The 16,331-nt window shown below is 61.6% G+C and carries 16 protein-coding genes and 1 tRNA gene; 3 read left to right on the plus strand and 14 right to left on the minus strand.

The features are described 5' to 3' along the window. The first annotated feature begins 62 nt into the window (after nucleotides 1-62). Nucleotides 63-1,328, plus strand: a complete 1,266-nt coding sequence (locus tag NO362_RS04185; RefSeq protein WP_256546596.1) for an MgtC/SapB family protein — start codon at nucleotides 63-65, stop codon at nucleotides 1,326-1,328. A gap of 96 nt (nucleotides 1,329-1,424) precedes the next feature. Here NO362_RS04185 and phnE (NO362_RS04190) read toward each other — a convergent pair whose 3' ends face one another. The 10 genes from phnE (NO362_RS04190) to NO362_RS04235 all read right to left on the minus strand — a co-directional run bounded on the left by phnE (NO362_RS04190) (nucleotide 1,425) and on the right by NO362_RS04235 (nucleotide 11,832). Continuing rightward, complete coding sequence (gene phnE / locus NO362_RS04190; RefSeq protein ID WP_256546233.1) at nucleotides 1,425-2,216, minus strand: phosphonate ABC transporter, permease protein PhnE; 792 nt, start codon at nucleotides 2,214-2,216, stop codon at nucleotides 1,425-1,427. After that, entirely contained in the window at nucleotides 2,213-3,022 is an 810-nt protein-coding gene (phnE, locus tag NO362_RS04195; RefSeq protein ID WP_121569163.1) for a phosphonate ABC transporter, permease protein PhnE, read from the minus strand. Before phnE (NO362_RS04195) ends, phnE (NO362_RS04190) begins: the two co-directional genes overlap by 4 nt. 1 nt (nucleotide 3,023) lies before the next feature. After that, nucleotides 3,024-3,851: a phosphonate ABC transporter ATP-binding protein gene (gene phnC, locus NO362_RS04200; protein WP_256290300.1), complete on the minus strand. Its 828-nt coding sequence runs from the start codon at nucleotides 3,849-3,851 to the stop codon at nucleotides 3,024-3,026. Between the two features lie 59 nt (nucleotides 3,852-3,910). After that, complete coding sequence (phnD, locus tag NO362_RS04205) at nucleotides 3,911-5,113, minus strand: phosphate/phosphite/phosphonate ABC transporter substrate-binding protein (RefSeq protein ID WP_256546234.1); 1,203 nt, start codon at nucleotides 5,111-5,113, stop codon at nucleotides 3,911-3,913. Between the two features lie 431 nt (nucleotides 5,114-5,544). Continuing rightward, complete coding sequence (locus NO362_RS04210) at nucleotides 5,545-6,291, minus strand: glycerophosphodiester phosphodiesterase (protein ID WP_256546235.1); 747 nt, start codon at nucleotides 6,289-6,291, stop codon at nucleotides 5,545-5,547. Between the two features lie 36 nt (nucleotides 6,292-6,327). Further along, the gene (locus tag NO362_RS04215; protein WP_256546236.1) at nucleotides 6,328-7,470 is read right to left on the minus strand and encodes an ABC transporter ATP-binding protein; all 1,143 of its coding nucleotides are present in this window, start codon (nucleotides 7,468-7,470) and stop codon (nucleotides 6,328-6,330) included. Between the two features lie 6 nt (nucleotides 7,471-7,476). After that, on the minus strand, nucleotides 7,477-8,352 hold the full coding sequence (locus tag NO362_RS04220; RefSeq protein WP_121569158.1) for a carbohydrate ABC transporter permease: 876 nt from the start codon (nucleotides 8,350-8,352) through the stop codon (nucleotides 7,477-7,479). 52 nt (nucleotides 8,353-8,404) lie between these two features. Then, entirely contained in the window at nucleotides 8,405-9,298 is an 894-nt protein-coding gene (locus NO362_RS04225; protein WP_121569157.1) for a carbohydrate ABC transporter permease, read from the minus strand. 59 nt (nucleotides 9,299-9,357) lie between these two features. Then, a complete protein-coding gene (locus NO362_RS04230; RefSeq protein WP_256290294.1) occupies nucleotides 9,358-10,773 on the minus strand; it encodes an ABC transporter substrate-binding protein in 1,416 nt (471 codons plus the stop codon). A 246-nt stretch (nucleotides 10,774-11,019) separates the two neighbouring features. After that, nucleotides 11,020-11,832, minus strand: coding sequence for an IclR family transcriptional regulator (locus tag NO362_RS04235; protein WP_256546237.1), 813 nt, complete (start codon nucleotides 11,830-11,832; stop codon nucleotides 11,020-11,022). A 667-nt stretch (nucleotides 11,833-12,499) separates the two neighbouring features. Here NO362_RS04235 and NO362_RS04240 point away from each other — a divergent pair. Continuing rightward, nucleotides 12,500-12,829: a hypothetical protein gene (locus NO362_RS04240; RefSeq protein ID WP_256546238.1), complete on the plus strand. Its 330-nt coding sequence runs from the start codon at nucleotides 12,500-12,502 to the stop codon at nucleotides 12,827-12,829. Nucleotides 12,830-12,959: 130 nt separating this feature from the next. Next, nucleotides 12,960-13,172: a hypothetical protein gene (locus NO362_RS04245; RefSeq protein ID WP_256546239.1), complete on the plus strand. Its 213-nt coding sequence runs from the start codon at nucleotides 12,960-12,962 to the stop codon at nucleotides 13,170-13,172. A gap of 439 nt (nucleotides 13,173-13,611) precedes the next feature. On the opposite strand, the gene NO362_RS04250 is transcribed toward NO362_RS04245, so the two are convergent. The 4 genes from NO362_RS04250 to NO362_RS04265 form a co-directional block, all read right to left on the minus strand. Further along, nucleotides 13,612-13,684 (minus strand) — tRNA-Arg (locus tag NO362_RS04250). 76 nt (nucleotides 13,685-13,760) lie between these two features. Further along, on the minus strand, nucleotides 13,761-14,348 hold the full coding sequence (locus tag NO362_RS04255) for a 2Fe-2S iron-sulfur cluster-binding protein (RefSeq protein WP_256290276.1): 588 nt from the start codon (nucleotides 14,346-14,348) through the stop codon (nucleotides 13,761-13,763). Nucleotides 14,349-14,449: 101 nt separating this feature from the next. After that, nucleotides 14,450-15,349: a phosphogluconate dehydrogenase (NAD(+)-dependent, decarboxylating) gene (gene gnd / locus NO362_RS04260; RefSeq protein WP_256546240.1), complete on the minus strand. Its 900-nt coding sequence runs from the start codon at nucleotides 15,347-15,349 to the stop codon at nucleotides 14,450-14,452. Between the two features lie 39 nt (nucleotides 15,350-15,388). Continuing rightward, a complete protein-coding gene (locus tag NO362_RS04265; protein ID WP_256546241.1) occupies nucleotides 15,389-16,306 on the minus strand; it encodes an ATP-grasp domain-containing protein in 918 nt (305 codons plus the stop codon). Between the last annotated feature and the right edge of the window lie 25 nt (nucleotides 16,307-16,331).

A 16,331-nucleotide genomic window follows, 5' to 3' on the forward strand; every position in this document is an offset into this window, starting at 1 on the left:
CATAGTCGTATATACTCATATGTTCAATTCGCCCGGGCTCGTCCGGGCAGTAGGTGACGACGATGCAGTTTGGCCCCGAGACCGTCCCGATCGACGCGAACGTCTTCAATCTCTTCGTCGCGGGAGCGCTCGGTATGCTGCTCGGCTTGGAGCGCGAGTGGTCGAACAAGTCCGCTGGCATCCGCACGTTCACTCTGACCAGTCTCGTCGGCGTCGCGGCCGCGACTATCGGGCAGACTGTCCTCCTGGCGCTCGGCGGACTGTTGGTCCTCACACAGGGGATGCTTCTCGGGCTCCGCGGCGTGCTGACCGACGTCCGTGAGGGATCCCCAGACGAGGAAAGCGGTCTCGCGTTGACGACGTCGACGTCGCTGCTCGTCGCGTACGTCGTCGGCGTCCTCGTCGGGAGCGACTACGTCCTCGTGGGCGTCGTCATCGCGATCACGTCGTCGTTCCTCCTGGTGTTACGCCGGGAACTCCACCAGTTCGCGAAGCAACTCTCCCACCAGGAGGTCCGCGGGGCGGCCGAGTTCGCGATCATCGCGTTCGTCGTCTACCCGCTGCTCCCTTCGGGGACCTATGGGCCGTGGAACGCCATCGATCCGCAACTCATCTGGATGCTCGTCATCGCCGTCAGCGCTATCGGGTTCGCGAACTACGCGATTATGCAACGCTACGGCGGCCGTGGAATGCTCATCACGGGCTTTTTCGGCGGCCTCGTCAACTCGACGGCGGTCATCGGTGAGATCGCGAACCGGGCGAAGGCCAACCTCGGCGTCCTCGACTTAGCGGTGGCGACGATTCTCGTCGCCGACGCCGCGATGGCGATCCGAAACCTCATCATCGTCGTCGCGTTCGTCCCCCAATCGGCGTTCAGCGTCGGCCTCCCGCTCGGACTCATCGCCGTCGGCGGCGTCCTCCTGACCGGTTACGAACGGAACTGGCGCGGCGAGATGGATCTTGATCTCGATTCGCCGTTCAGCAGCGCGAACGCGCTGACCTTCGGCGTGCTGTTCTTGGTCGTGCTCGTGGTCACCGCGGGCGCACAGCAGATGTTCGGCACTGCGGGCTTCCTCGTCACGAGCTTTCTCAGCGGACTGCTTTCGAGTGGGACGACGACGACGACCGCAGTTTCGCTCACGAGCACGGGACAGATCTCGCCGAGCGTCGCTGCGCAGGGCGTCTTGGCCGGGACGCTGGCGAGCATCCTCGTGAAAGTGTGGCTCGCCGTCGGCATCAATCGGAAACTGCTCCGCCCTGTCACCCTCCGATCGGCCTACCTCTCGATGCTCGGATTGGTTGGCGTCCTCGCGGTCCACTTCCTGTGAGCGGTGGCTCGGATCAGTTGGCCCACGGCAGGTCACCACCTCAGGGTTCCAGCGGCTCGCTGTTCCGACCCCGATTCGAAAACGCGAGATGTCGAGTTAGCGAACTTTACGGCGCAGATACGCCGACGTGACTTCGCTGAAGATGACGATCCCCAGGATCGCAAGCAGGATCGTCAGCACGCCTTGCCAGCGGAAGAAGTTGATCGACGTGTTGAGTTCGACCCCGATTCCTCCGGCCCCAACGAACCCGATGATCGTCGAGGCGCGGACGTTGATGTCCCAGCGGTAGGTGGCGACGCCGATGAAAGCCGGCTTGATCTGCGGTGCGATACCGTATATCGCCGCCTCGATCGAGTTCGCGCCTGTGGCCGTGATCGCCTCGACCTGGCCGGCGTCGATCTCCTCGATCGCCTCGGCGAGGAGTTTCGAACAGAAGCCGATCGACCGCACTGCGATAGCCAACGTTCCAGCGAGCGCGCCGGATCCGAAGATGATCACGAAGACCAGCGCCCAGATGATCACGTTCACCGACCGGGACGCAGAGATGATGAACTTCCCGAGGACGAATCCGGGTCTGTTCGGCGTCGTGTTTTCCGCACCCAGTAACGCGACTGGAATCGCCATCAGTAACGCCAGTCCGGTCCCGAGAATCGCGATGTGGACTGTCTCGATGAGGGGGCCGAGGATGTCGGTCGTGTACCCGACGTCCGGCGGATACATCCGATTCACGAGGTCCATAAACTCCACGGGGGCACTGCCGACGTAATTATAATTTATCTGTAAGAGTCGCCAGGAGATGGCCGCTGCGACGAGTGTGACCAGTATCAGGACGTATCGTACCAACCGCTGGCGCGGCGTGCGTCGCTCCCAGGTCTGATAGTCCGTCATTGTATCCGCCCCCTGATGTAGGTGCTGACGAACTCACCGACCATGACGATCGCGATGATCGCGAGCACGATGGTCAGGAAAAAGTCGTAGTCGTACTTGTCGAACGAGTTGAGGAGCGTCGAGCCGATGCCGCCGGCCCCGACGATTCCCACGATCGTACTGTGACGGATGTTGATGTCCCAGCGGTAGATCGTCAGGCCGACGACGCGCGGCATCACCTGCGGAACGACGCCGAACAGCATCGTTTGCGTCTGGTTCGCGCCGGTCGCTTCGACAGCCTCCATCTGTCCCGCGTCGATGTCTTCGATGTCTTCGGCGAGCAACTTCGCGAAGAACCCGACCGTCTTGTACGAGAGCGCGATCACGCCTGCGAGTGCGCCGATCCCGACCGCCTTGACGGCGATGATCGCGATGATAAGTTCGTGGAACGCTCGTGAGACGGTGATGATCCCGCGACCGACCCAGTACACCGGCTGGGGTGCGATGTTCTCGGCCGCCATAAACGCGACCGGAATCGAGAGGATGACGCCGATGATCGTCGCGACGACCGACATCGCGAGGCTTTCGATCAGTCCCTGGATCAGGAGGTCAGTCTTGAACGGCGTGAACTCCGGTGGGAACATCCCGCCGAGGAGTTCGGCGGCGGCGGTCCACCCCTGCGCGGCCCGGGCGGGAGAGATCCGCATATTCCAGGCGCTCCATAGCAGAAACGCGCCGATGACGACGTACACGGCCCACTTTACGTACCGGTTGTAGAACGCCGTCGGGCGCTGCCACGACCGCGTGTCAGATTGTTCTGTCGCCATTTTATCCCCGGCGCAGCGCGCCCTCTTGTGTGGCTGCGTCCTCTGCCGTTTCTTCGGCGGACGATCGTTTGGGGCCCGTCTCCTCGGGGATCTCCTCACCGCGGTAGATCTGCCCGCGAGCCGTCTCGTCGAGACCTTCGGGCGTGCCCTCGAAGACTTTCTGCCCGTTACGGAGCCCGACGATCCGATCGGCGTACTCTTCGGCCAGATTGACCTCGTGAATGTTTATCAATACCGGGATGTCGTCGTCGGCGGCGATTTCGGTGAGGAGTTCCATCACGGCGCGCGAGGTTTCGGGGTCGAGACTGCTCGTGGGCTCGTCGACGAGCAGGATCTTCGGGCGCTGCAGGATCGCTCGCGCGATGCCGACGCGCTGCCGTTGTCCACCGGACAGTTCGTCGGCGCGGTCGTCTTCGTGCCCTTCGAGACCGACTCGGTCTAAGACCTCGTAGGCTCGCCCGACGTCGTCGCCGCCGAATTTTCGCCGAAACGCCTCCCACGTACTGACGTAGCCGAGGCGGCCCGAAAGCACGTTCTCCATCACGGTCAGCCGCTCGACGAGATTGAACTCCTGGAAGATCATCCCCATATCGCGCCGCGCGTTGCGGAGTTTCTTCCCGGAGAGATCTGTCACCTCCAGTCCATCGAGTTCGACACTGCCTCCCGAGGGTTCGGTGAGGCGGTTGATACAGCGGATGAACGTACTCTTTCCGGCGCCGCTCGGTCCGATGACTGCGACTGTCTCGTTGCCCGTTACTTCGAGTGAGACGCCTTTGAGCGCCTCGTCGCCGGAGGAGTACGTCTTCTGTAGATCGGTTACTGAGAGCATATCTGGTGTATTATCGTGAGTCTCACAACGGTGCGAAGAGCGGAACGACGGGGGATCGACTACTCGCCGATGTTGCCCGTCTCGTACTCGACTTCGAGCGATTCCTGGATCTGGAGGATGATGTCCCAGACCGTCGCGTAATCGATCTCGACCCACGTGCCACGCCCCTCGAACTCCTCGGCGATGGTGGTGTCTTCGTAGTCGTACTCGAGGAACGCCGCACGAACGCCCTCCTGGATGTCGGGGTGGAGCGTGTGGACGTACGAGAAGGCAGTCGTCGGGAACGGTTCCGACGCCCAGATGCACTTGATCGCGCTCGGATCGAGCTGATTGTCGGCCGCGACGCGGCCATAACAGGTCGAACAGACCGGGGCGGCGGGGTAATCTCCGTTCGCGACGCCGAGCGAACTCTGTTGGTGGCCGCCGGAGTATGCCACCTCGTAGTCCTCGCCGGGCACGACGCCCTGATTGGCGAATAGTGCCCGCGGGGCCAGGTTCCCTGAGTTCGAGGATGGGTCGGCGTGTGCGATCGTCTTTCCTTCCAGGTCTTCGAGTTCGACGATCTCTCCGTTGTCCAGTTGGGTGATGAGCCAGAGCCGATAGCCGAACGAGCCGCCCTCGCCGCTGCCGTCGATCTGGACCGAGAACGGGACCGCGCCTGCAATGTTGACGGCGAACGGAACTGTCCCCGTCGAGAATCCTGCGAGGTGGAGCCGCTCCGATCGCATCGACTCGACCTGCGCCGCGTAGGAGTCGAGCGTCGCGTACTCGACGGTCTTTCCGGTCTCTTCTTCGATGTTGTTGAGGAGCGGTTCCAGCGTGTTCTCGTACACCGTCGGGTCTTCGGTGGGGACAAGCGAGAACTGCAGTGTGTCGGGGTCGAGCCACTCGCTCTCGTCCTCGGGTGTCGATGGAACCGGTTCGCCGTAGCGCGGTTCCTCGCGCGGGTTCTCTCGCATCCGTTCGAGGTCCGTCATCGACCCGGTCTCGTACCCCGCTTCGAGCAGCGTACTCGTCAACTGAGGGAACTGCGGGTCTGTGGGGTCGAACTCGGGGAACGTCGACGGATCTGTCGGATCGAGGCCTTCCTCACCGCTGGTGGTGGTCTCCTCACTGCCACCACCAGTCGTGGTCGTACTCCCCCCGCTTTCGGTTTGCGTTTGCGTCTCAGTACCACTACTGCCGCCGCTGCATCCTGCGACGCTTGCGAGTGCAGCCGCACTGATCCCGCTGACGAACTTCCTTCGGTCTATCCGGCGCATAATATCATAATTGATCGTTTTGTTATTTATACTTTTGCAGGATTATATATCTATATTGGTTCTAAATACACATATGTTAAATTTTGTATGGCTTATAGAGTACATTTATGTGACTTATACACGGTTGACTATCGGATAGCATATTTGTCTAAAACCAATTCTGAGTGGTTCTAACTGTTTCTAGACGCTATTCAGCTGTAGAATTAACAGCGAATCATCACGTTACTTTGGATGCTGTTTTGCACCACTGTCTCCGTGAGTCGCCTGCGCCTCGTCCGTGAACAGTCACGGTACCGTTCTGTGCGGCGCGCCGGTCGACATCCGGATTCGATGCGTCGTTCGGGGCCCCGAGTTACTCGGTGCCCCTGCCGTGCAACTCGTAGTGATCGTCGTACCTGTTCATCGACGCTCGCCACACCGTTGGCGGGCATCTATACGGACTTCCGAGAATCACTCTCACTCTCTTTTTCGGAGTCCGTCTCTCCGTCGCGGCAGACGGCGGCGAGTCCACAATCGTCGATCACGACGCCGTCGACCTCGCGCGCTCGCAGTTCGCGGAGGTCCGCTTCGTCCGCGGCCGTCCAGGCATTGACGCCGAAGCCCCGAGCGTGCGCGTCGCCGACGATGTCGGTCTCGAGACAGAGCCCAACGTGCGGGTGGACGTAGTCACAGTCGAGTTCGGCAGCCGCATCGAGCGCTGCGTCGGTATCGAAGTCGGCGGCGGCTTCCTCGTCCTCGTAAAGCAAGAGCGCGAGCGACGCTGCCCCGGCGTCGCGAGCGGCGGCGACCGCTGCCGGCCGGAACGAGGAGACGATCACTTCGTGGTCGTAGCGACTCGCGACCTCGACAGTCTCGTGGGCGACCCCCTTCCCTTTCAGCTCCAGATTCAGCCCGACGTCTGTGGGCACAGCCTCGAACGCCTCCGTCAACGTCGGGATCGACTCGCCGCTGTCGAGGATTGACACTTCTTTGAGGTCCGCCAGCGGCGTCGATGCGACCTCGCCGGTGGCGTCGGTCACCCGGTCGAGCGACTCGTCGTGGAAGATCACGAGTTCGCCGGACCCACACCGCTGGACGTCGGTTTCGATCATATCGACGACCGACGCCGAGCGCCGGAACGCCCGGAGCGTGTTCTCGGGGTACTGCGTCAGACAGCCGCGATGCGCGATCGGCCGCACGCTACCGCCGCCCCTGCTGACGCGGTCTCGCCCCGCTCACGGCTCTGGCTGGGTGGGTACCGCGTCGGACGAGGCGTGCCCGCGCGGGGAGGAGTGATAGATGGCCTCGCCCGTCTCGTCGAACACGTGCAGGCGCTCTTCGTCGACGCCGAGTTCGAGTCTGTCGCCTGGGTCGATCGAACTCCGCGCGGCCGCCTTCACGTGGATCTCGTCGTCGCCGACCCGACAGTGGATGAGCAGCGACTCTCCGAGCGGTTCGGTGACGGTGACTTCCGCCTCGAACGTCGGGACGTCGCCGGCGACGTTCCTCGCGAGCGAGATGTCCTCCGGCCGTATCCCGAAGAACGCCGATTTCGGCTGGGCCGTGAACGAGTCGGCGTTCGGGAGCGGAAGCTCGAACTGCTCGTGACGCACACTGACGTCGGTGTCGTCTGAAACGAGTTCGACGGGCAGGATGTTCATCGCCGGACTGCCGATGAACTCCGCGACGAATCGCGTCGCCGGATAGTCGTAGAGCAACTGCGGGGGATCGACCTGTTCGATCTCGCCGTCGTTCAGGACCGCGACCCGATCGCCGAGCGTCATCGCCTCGGTCTGGTCGTGCGTCACGTACAGCGTCGTCGCGTCGAGTTCCCGATGCAGTTGCAGGAGTTCGGCCCGCATCTGCACCCGGAGCTTCGCGTCGAGGTTGCTCAGCGGTTCGTCCAGCAGGAACACGTCGGGTTCGCGGACGAGCGCGCGGCCGATCGCGACGCGCTGGCGTTCGCCGCCGGACAGTTCGCTTGGCCGCCGGTCGAGCAGTTCCTCGATGTCGAGAATCTCGGCGGCTTCGCGGACGCGCTCGTCGATCTCCGCGCTGGTGTAGTCGCTGACGGACTTCATTCCGAACTTCATATTCTCCGCGCCCGTCATGTGCGGATACAGCGCGTAGTTCTGGAACACCATCGCGATGCTGCGCTCTTTCGGCTCCAGATCGTTGACCCGCCGGTCGCCGATGTGGAGGTCGCCGCTCGTGATGTCCTCCAGTCCTGCGATCATTCGCAGCGTCGTCGACTTCCCACAGCCCGATGGGCCGACGAGCACGAGGAACTCCCCGTTCTTCACTTCGAGGTCGATGTCGTCGACTGCCGTTACGTCGTCGAACCGTTTCGTGAGTCCGGTAATAGTTATATCAGACATTGTGAATCACTTCTGTTGGATTGCCAGCGTCTTGAGCAGCGGTCGGTGCAACACGATGAGCACGGCCAGCGGCGGAAGCAGCGCTAGCACGGCGCCGGCCATAATGAGCCCCCATCGGGTGAGTCCCGACTGCGACGCTGCCTGCAGGAACCGCAACCCGACCTGCACGACCTGCTTGCTCTGGTCGCTGATGATGATGAGCGGCCAGAGGTACTGATTCCACGCGTAGATGAACGTGATCACCGAGACGCCCGCAATCATCCCTTTGGACATCGGGATCAGCACCTCCCAGAGGAACCGCAACGGGCCGACGCCGTCGAGGTGCGCGTTCTCGACCAGCGAGGCGGGAATGGACATAAAGTGCTGTCTGAACAGGAAGACGGCCGTCGCACTCGCGATGTACGGGCCGGTGATGGCCATCAGCGTGTTCCCCCACCCCAGCCGTGCCATCAGGTCGAAAAGCGGCACGATGCGGACCGGGACCGGCAGCAAGAGCGTGAGCAGAATGAACATAAACACCGCGCGCTCGTAGGGGAACCGGTAGTAGACGAGCGCCAGCGCGGCGAACAGCGACAGCGTCACCTTCCCGACGACGATGATCACCGACATCACGACCGAGTTGATCATATACTCGCCGAAGCCGTACTGATTCAGCGCGGTCTGGTAGTTCGAGAGCCCTTCGCTCCCCACGCCGATATTAGTGATCTGGTAGACCTCCGTCGTGTTCTGCGTACTCATAACGAGCGCCAAGAGCAGCGGCAGTCCCATCAGGAAAATCGATAGGAGCAGTCCGCCGTGGACGATCACCTGTTCGGTCTCGACACCCTCCGGTAGCAGGCGTCCGAAGACGGATTTCGAAGACGGACCTGTCTGTGTCGCCATCTATTGTACCTCCCGCATCTCGACAGTGGGTATTGGATCTTTGCCTCGCATATTATCCTCCGTAGTGCGCGTAGCTCTCGGAGAGACGCAGTTGGACGTACATCAGTATCGCCACGATGGCGAACAGGACGACCGACTCGGCCGACGCCAGCCCGAGGCTACTGAACTCGAACGCGTCGCGGTAGAGTTTGAAGATCAGCAGATTCGTCGCGCCGCTCGGACCACCGCTGGTCATCAGATCGACGAGCGGGAACGTCGAGAAGAACGCGTAGATCGTGTCCATCACGACCAAGAAGACGAGCGTCGGCGACATCAGCGGGATGTAGACCCGGTACAACATCTTCAGGTGACCGACGCCGTCGATCTCGGCCGATTCGGTCAGCGTCTCGGGGATGTTGTTGAGGGCTGCGACCATGAAGATGATGTTGTACCCCAACTGCTTCCAGATGGCGACGACGGCGACGACGGCGAACGCCTGCGGCCCGTTCGTGAACCAGTCGAGTGAGGTCCCGGTGAGTTGTTCCAGGTAGTAGGTGATGATCCCCAGCGAGGGGTGAAGCAGGAACAGGAGCACCGACGCGGCGACGGCTGTCGGGAGGGCGTAGGGCCAGATGGCCGCGATCAGGTACGTCGACGAGCCGACGTCGACCTCGAACAGGAGATACGAGACGAAAAGCGAGACGGCGAGCGTCCCGACGACGACGACGGCCGCGAACGCGACGGAGATCGCGAAACTCGAATGGTACTCTGAAGACGTTGCGAGCGTGACGTAGTTCTCCAGCCCGACGAAGACCTTCTGACTCCCCAGCAGAATCGTCTGTGAGAGGCTCAATCGGAAGGTCTCCAACCCGGGATAGTAGAGAAACGCGATTAGGACGATGAACGTCGGTAAGAGCAGCAGAAACGCCTGCCACTTCGATTCGTACGGTTCCGTGAATTCTGACATAGTCTCGATGCGAAGGGGGTGATTATGAACTTATGCGGGCGTTCGTTCGAACGACTCGATTATGCAACGCGGTCGTTGTAGCTCTGCAGGGTCTCGTCGACGTCGCTTTTCATCTGTGAGAGCCCGTCGCTGACGTTCGTGTTGCCCTGAATCATACTGACGTACCCTTCCTCGATGATGGTACGGACTTCCGGGAACGGACCCATCAGCGCCCCGCTCGTCGCGGGCGTGCTCTCGGTCTCGTTGAGCTGGTCGATCGCGGTTCTGAACGCCGGGTTCTCCTCGTAGAAGCCCTCGTCTTCGAGCTGCGTGATCGACTCCTCACGAACCGGGAAGTAGCCGGTCCCCGTGTGCCACTGCGCCTGCTGCTCCGGTTGCGTCATGAACAGGAGCAACTCCGCGGCGGCCTGCTGCTGCGCGTCCGAGAGGCCCTGCGGGACCCACAGCGACGCCCCGCCGATCGGAATCCCCGTCCGGTCGCCACCGGGCGCGGGCAGGTACGCGGTGTCGAGTTCGAAGCCGTTGTCGGCGGCGCCCTGCTTCATCGGCGCGATGCTCGACGTCGAGTAGATGATCATCCCGGTTTTCTGCGTCAGGAACGCCTGCTGTGCTTCGCCCCACGCTTCGATGCCGGGATTCAGGTACTGATCCTGTTCGTAGAGGTCCGTCCACCACTCGAAGATGTTCTGTGCGGCCTCGCTGTCGAGGTTCGACTCCGTGGCGCGCCCGTTCCGTCCGTTCTCGTTGTTCACGACTGTCGTGTTCTGCTGTGCGAACCAGGACTCGACGAACCACGAGTGGTTCGGGAACGTCATCCCCTGGTCGACGACGCCCTCGCTGGTGAGCGTGTTTGCGGCGTCCGTGATGCCCTGATACGTCGTGGGCGGGGAGTCCGGATCCAGTCCGGCCTCCTCGAAGGCATCCCGGTTGTACATCATAATCGCGTTGCTGGAGTTGAACGGCATCGAGTTTAGCTTTCCGTCGACGCGATAGAAGTCCAGCACCGGATCGAGGAAGTTGTCGAAGTTGATTCGGTCGCTCGGAATGATGTCTTCGACGGGCACGAACGCCTGGCTGTCGATAGCCAACTGGGTCCCGATCTCGAAGATCTGGGAGAGCGCCGGCGGATTCCCGGAACTCACTGCCGACGTCGTGGCGTTGAGGTTGTCGCGGTAACTGTTGCGCGAGGTCGTTTCGACGGTGATCCCGTCGCTCTGCTCTTCGAAACTATTCACGATGTCGTCGATGCGCTGCGCGAGGTCGCCGCCCATCGCGTGCCAGAACTGAATCGTGACCGACTGGTCACCACTGGACCCCACCGTCGTGCCGGTCGAGTCGCCGCCGCCTGAACCGCCGCTCTCGGTGGTTTCTTCTCCCCCGCCGTTGCCGCCCTGACTGGAACAGCCCGCGAGTCCCGCAACTGTCGCCGCACCTGCTCCTTTGAGAAACGTCCGTCTGGATTTGATTGGCTTCATTTGCACTCGGATGGAAATTACATTTTACCCACATAATTCTTTGGTATGTTCTATATATATCACTCTGTTTCCCGCAGTTACGCCGGGAGAGACCCGCAGTCAACCGCGATTCTCTATGAAAAACAACCCATTCTACCATTGATTTATTACCATCTTCCGCGTACTCGCCCCCAATCCGTGCGAATATAGAGCACAGTACCAAACAATAGCTGCTGGACGGCTTCGGGTTCCGGGTAGTCGGCTGGATTACCGGGGCGGACGCGACCGCTCTGCGAGCGCTGCTTCGAGCGAGCGGGCCGTCTCTTCGAGGGCTCTCGGGAGGTGCTCTTCCAAGACGGCGCCGTCGATGCGGTACGTCGGTCCGGCGACGCTGAGCGCGCCGGCGACAGTCCCGTCGGGGCCGCAAACCGCCTTTCCGAGGCTTCGCATCCCCTCGGTGTATCCCTGATCGTTGACGGCGTATCCGTCCTCACGGATCCGTTCGAGCGCCTCGAACAGCGTCGCTCGATCGGTGATGGTGTGTTCGGTTCGTCTCGGGAGCCCCCGTCGATCGAGGATCCGCTCGACCCGTTCTTCCGAATACTCGGCGAGAATCGCGAGCCCGGCGGCCGTCGAGTGCATCCCGTAACTGTCGCCGACGCGAGCTCGGTAGGATGCTGACGAGTCGGTATCGACCGAATCGTCGTACTTTACCCAGGGGTGATACGACTCGACGAGGGTGGTCACACGACCACCGTCCTCGACGACGAAGTCGACCTCTTCTTGGGTTCGCTCGGTTAGCTCCGTTACTGCTTCTGTCGCTTCCTCGAAGCCCGGCCAGTGATGCCTGACGTGCTCGCCGTAGGTGAGGAGCCCCAGTCCGATCCGATAGGCGTTGCCGTCCCGTCTGAGGAATCCGTTCTGTTCGAGAGTCACGAGGTGCTTGTAAGCCGTGCTCTTCGCGAGCCCCACCGCGTCGGCAATCTCCGTTAGCCGCGCGCTGTCCCGTCGTCTGACTACATCGAGAATCTCGATCGACGTCTGCGTCGTCTGAACGGTCGGGCGCGCGTCGTCGTTCATACTGTTTAGTCAACGGATGTAAATATAAAAGTTCGCTCAGGACGAACATTAGTCTGCTGTCGCTCGTCAGACGCCGTCTAAATGCGTTTTACGCTTGACCCTGTTCCGCTATACGGACTCAATTTAGTTATCTACAATCTATACGCTATAATATATGTACTATCTGTACTTGTATAGATACCTTCTAAACGAGCGTTGTTCGAACAAACGAAACCTCGTTCTACGGCGCCTCCAGCCCGACCCGTCGACTCGTCCTCGCGCGCTTCAACATCGAGATGCGATTCGACGGTTCGGCGGACTATAGTAGCATTTGCGAGTCTTCACTCACCGATTACACACCGTCGTGCGATCTGCTGGGTACTCATAGGGACTATCGTAAGTCCTCGTAGATCTCCCGCCGGACGGTGCGGCGAGAATCTCCGAACAGTGACGATAATCCCTATCAGTTGCGAACGCTACTCTACTGTCTCTATTCCGAACGAACCCCTAACATACGTACGTATGTTATAGTTCTCTCGTATCGAACGTGTGATCCGCAACTGCTAGGCGCGCATCAAGTCGGCTACCGAACTGCTGTGGGCCGAAAATTCTCGCCTTCTCGGAGGTTGATGGCTCTGCTACAATCCAGATAGAAGCAAATTTGTACATTCTGTTCTCACTTTGTCGTATGAAAGACTCAGAATCTGTGAATGACGATGTAATCAACGTCTCTATGGAACTATCTGGACCGTACGAAGACGTTATGGAGAAATTAGGATCTAAAACTGACTCAGATGATTCCATCGAACCTCTTCTCGGAGACGTCAAACAGGTCCTCGAAACGGTCGAGCGGATGCAGGCCGGGACGCGGAGTACGATCGCCGCGGAACTCCCTGCAGAGATGACGGCCGATTACGACGCCGAGTCGCTCGTCGATCTTCTGCAAGTGCTCAAGCACTACGGGCTGCTGGAACTCGACGGAAACACGTGGAAAATCCCCGACGAGACGGAGCCGTAACCGTCCCCCGCAGCGTTTCCTGGTTTCACGCGCTCACACGACGCGTGCGATCGGCTGTATACTCACTCTCAAATGCTACTATATTTGTACGGACCCGACGATTTTTGCTCGACTGCGACAAGCCTCTTCTATGCCTCAGAACACTTCGGATACCCTCGCTTCGCTCCTGGAGAGCGTGATCGAAGACACGGACGGCGCAGACGTTCACTTCAAACTCCGGACGGCCTTGCAGCTCCTCGACGTGGTTCGCGTGCGGAACGAGCGAATCAGCGATACCTTGTCCGATGTCGACCTCGACGACGACCTCGAAGAGCGGCTTCGAGAGTTGGGTTACGTCGAGTGACTCGTCTGACTCACGATAGACTCCACACCTTCTCAATTTAAACTCTACTAGTGTTTTATTGGGTCCTCGCAAGAAGGTTCGCGCGGCAAGATCTTCTCTCCCTGACTCACGCGTAGGCAGGCGATTTGCTGTCGCATAAATGACCGCACTCCGTCGACGGGGAGATACTGAGCGCAAACGGGACGTTAGTGGCGGCAACGGGTGTGGCTGCCGGTCACGCTCGGCTGAAGTATGATGGAGAACGTCGAGCGGACACTCGCGGACTCGACGACAGTTCAATACGCCCCGATCATACGTAAATTTCACAGAACGGGCCCGACAGGGATTCAGTGCGAGGCGAGACAGATCTCGTTCACACGTAAACTCCACAAAACGGACCCGACGGGAGTCACGTGAGCGTCAGCGAACGCGACTACGTCGAGGGAGTGAGCGAAGCGAACGGACCCGACGGGATTTGAACCCGCGACATCCTGGTCCGGAACCAGGGACTCTGTCCACTGAGCTACGGGCCCTCGAAATTGGATAGACTGGCCGGTGGTTTAACCGTTGTGAACAGGTCTGTGACGTCGAATCAAAAGCGCGGCCGTCTCAGGGAGCTTCGCCAGTCTCGATCGAGAACTCGGCGCGCGGGTACGCGACGCACGTGAGTGTGTACCCCTCGTCGAGCTCGGCGTCGTCGAGCATCTGTTGGTTGTCGTGGACGACGTAGTCCTCGGAGTTGCCGCCGGAGGTAATCTGGCCGGCACAGGAGACACACTGACCCTGACGGCAGGCGTACGGCATATCCCAGCCTTCGTCTTCGCCGGCCTCGAGAACTGTCTCGTTGTTCGCGACCTCGATGGTCTCGCCCTGCTTGACGTACTCGACGTCGAAGTACTCGATTTCGTCTTCGGGAATGTCGGCAGGACTCGATTCCTCGGCTTCCCCGCTCTCTTCGAGTTCGGCCCCTTCCTCGCCGCCGGTGACAGCCCCTGCGGGGGCGGCACCGCCGCCGATGGACCGGTTCATCGGTTCGGGGAAGTCCGTCTCCGAAACGGTGCTCGCCCGCTGTTCGAGCACCTCCTGGGTGATGTCCGCGGTGGGCGTCCATCCGGTGCCGCGAGCGTAGTGCAGCGCCACCGCGAGGAGCGCCAGGGCCACCCCGGTGCCCAGCCCCACGAGGTTGATTTCGACCATATCGCCGGCTACGGAGTCGGGGGTTAAGGAAATTGTGATTGCCGCGCCGCGGTCGTCAGCGACGAACGAACCCGACGAACAGGGAGTTCACCTCCGTCGTGCTAGTCGCGCCGCTTCACTTCGTGGCGGCCGAACCCGTACCGCAGCCGATTGGCGAGTCGCCGGGCGAACCGGCCGTCGTCCGCGCGACTACCGAACCGCTCTGCGAGCGCCTGGTAGATGAGCGGCACCGGGATCTCCTGTTCGAGCGCTTCCTGAACCGTCCACGTCCCGGTCGAACCGCCGGCGACGTGGTCAGCAACGTCGCCCAGGTCGCTGCCCTCCTCGCGGAACGCCTCCTCGCAGAGTTCGAGCAGCCACGAGCGGATGACCGCGCCGTTGTTCCAGGTGCGCGCGACCGACTCCAGATCGAGGTCGTAGCGACCGTTCGCGAGCAACTCGAAGCCTTCGCCGTACGTCTGCATCAGTGCGTACTCGACGCCGTTGTGGACCATCTTCACGTAGTGGCCCGACCCACTCGGCCCCATCCGGTCGTGGCCGTCGGGGCCGGTCGCGACGGCGTCGAAGACGGGCGTCATCACCTCGTAGGCCCACTCGGGGCCGCCGACCATCAGCGAGAAGCCGAGTTCGGCTCCCGCCGGACCGCCGGAGGTCCCACAGTCGAGGTACGCCGCGTCGGTCGATTCCCCTCTGCGGACGGACGCCTCGAAGTGTGAGTTGCCGCCGTCGACGACGACGTCGTCTGCGCCGAGGTGCGGTTCGAGTTCTTCGAGCGTCGCGTCGACGGCCTCGCCCGCCGGCACCATCAGCCAGATCCGTTTCTCTGCGCCGAGTCGGTCGGTGAGGTCGTCGAGGTCCTCCGCGGGCGTCGCCCCCGCGTCGGCGGCGGTCGCGACTGCCTCCGCATCGAGGTCGAACGCCACCACGTCGTGGCCCGCGTCTAGCACGCGGTCGACGACGATCTGTCCCATCCGGCCGAGTCCGATAACGCCCAGTTGCATACGACCGATTCCGCCGCCGGAGGTGGTAGTGATTGTGGTTTAGAGCCGTTCGTCGAGCGCCTCAGCGAGCCGCGGGCCGGCGTCGCCGTCGACGCGGAAGAACAGTTCCGGTTCGATCAGTTCGACTTCGAGAAGATGAAAGTCGGTGTCGACGCCAGCGCCGGGCTCGGTCTTATCCAGACGACCCGACTCTCCGCGTTCGATGCCGTCGACGCGGGCGTACAGGGGGCGCTCGCCGTCCATCTCTGCCGTCACTGCATCGACGACGTCGTTGGCCTGCGCGCGGAGCGAATCGCTCGGTCTCTCGACCGCGACGCTGCCGCCGTGGTCCTCCTGTACGCGGAAGTCGCCCGCCTTCGGACGCTTGACGACGGCGTGGCTGAATGTACCGTCGAAAAACACCAGCGACCACTCGCCTGCCGTGATCCCGCCGGCGAACTGCTGGACGAGAACATCTCGCTCCGCCAGTAGGTCGTCGAACCAGACTTGCTCGTCTGCAGCGTCCGCACGGGCGATCCGTCTCGTCTCGAATGCGCCCGCACTGATGGCGGGCTTGACGACCACCTCGTCCCATTCGCGGTCGTCGACGATGGTCGATAGTTCGACGTCGCGACCGCGTTCGACGTACTCCGTCGGGAGCGTCGAGACGCCGCGTTCTTCGAGGTCGCGGAGGTAGAATTTGTGCTGATTCCACCGCAGCGTCTCGGGGTGATTCCACACCGGACACGAGGCCGCTTCCAGGTGGTCGATCCACGCCGCGAATTCCTCGGGGTGGCGGTAGTAGTCCCAGATCGATCGGACGAGCACCGCGTCGAACCGATCCCACGTGACCGAGTCGTCGGACCAGACGACCGGCTCGACGGTCACGTCGCGATCGCGGAGAGCAGAAACGAAGGAGGCGTCGTCGTCGACGAGCGACGGAAGTTCCTCGCAGGTGGCAAGTGCGATAGTGGTCACGCCCGAGGTTCCCTCCCGCCGGGCG

The organism is Halobellus inordinatus, assembly GCF_024498335.1.
Classification (GTDB): domain Archaea; phylum Halobacteriota; class Halobacteria; order Halobacteriales; family Haloferacaceae; genus Haloquadratum; species Haloquadratum inordinatus.

What these genes read in the sequence shown, in the direction of transcription:
- NO362_RS04225 (WP_121569157.1), bottom strand. Translation starts at nt 9,298, where the DNA reads ATGTCAGAATTCACGGAACCGTACGAATCGAAGTGGCAGGCGTTTCTG.
- phnE (WP_121569163.1), bottom strand. Translation starts at nt 3,022, where the DNA reads ATGGCGACAGAACAATCTGACACGCGGTCGTGGCAGCGCCCGACGGCG.
- NO362_RS04235 (WP_256546237.1), bottom strand. Translation starts at nt 11,832, where the DNA reads ATGAACGACGACGCGCGCCCGACCGTTCAGACGACGCAGACGTCGATC.
- NO362_RS04245 (WP_256546239.1), top strand. Translation starts at nt 12,960, where the DNA reads ATGCCTCAGAACACTTCGGATACCCTCGCTTCGCTCCTGGAGAGCGTG.
- NO362_RS04255 (WP_256290276.1), bottom strand. Translation starts at nt 14,348, where the DNA reads ATGGTCGAAATCAACCTCGTGGGGCTGGGCACCGGGGTGGCCCTGGCG.
- phnD (WP_256546234.1), bottom strand. Translation starts at nt 5,113, where the DNA reads ATGCGCCGGATAGACCGAAGGAAGTTCGTCAGCGGGATCAGTGCGGCT.
- NO362_RS04215 (WP_256546236.1), bottom strand. Translation starts at nt 7,470, where the DNA reads ATGTCTGATATAACTATTACCGGACTCACGAAACGGTTCGACGACGTA.
- NO362_RS04230 (WP_256290294.1), bottom strand. Translation starts at nt 10,773, where the DNA reads ATGAAGCCAATCAAATCCAGACGGACGTTTCTCAAAGGAGCAGGTGCG.
- phnC (WP_256290300.1), bottom strand. Translation starts at nt 3,851, where the DNA reads ATGCTCTCAGTAACCGATCTACAGAAGACGTACTCCTCCGGCGACGAG.
- NO362_RS04220 (WP_121569158.1), bottom strand. Translation starts at nt 8,352, where the DNA reads ATGGCGACACAGACAGGTCCGTCTTCGAAATCCGTCTTCGGACGCCTG.
- NO362_RS04185 (WP_256546596.1), top strand. Translation starts at nt 63, where the DNA reads ATGCAGTTTGGCCCCGAGACCGTCCCGATCGACGCGAACGTCTTCAAT.
- NO362_RS04240 (WP_256546238.1), top strand. Translation starts at nt 12,500, where the DNA reads ATGAAAGACTCAGAATCTGTGAATGACGATGTAATCAACGTCTCTATG.
- gnd (WP_256546240.1), bottom strand. Translation starts at nt 15,349, where the DNA reads ATGCAACTGGGCGTTATCGGACTCGGCCGGATGGGACAGATCGTCGTC.
- phnE (WP_256546233.1), bottom strand. Translation starts at nt 2,216, where the DNA reads ATGACGGACTATCAGACCTGGGAGCGACGCACGCCGCGCCAGCGGTTG.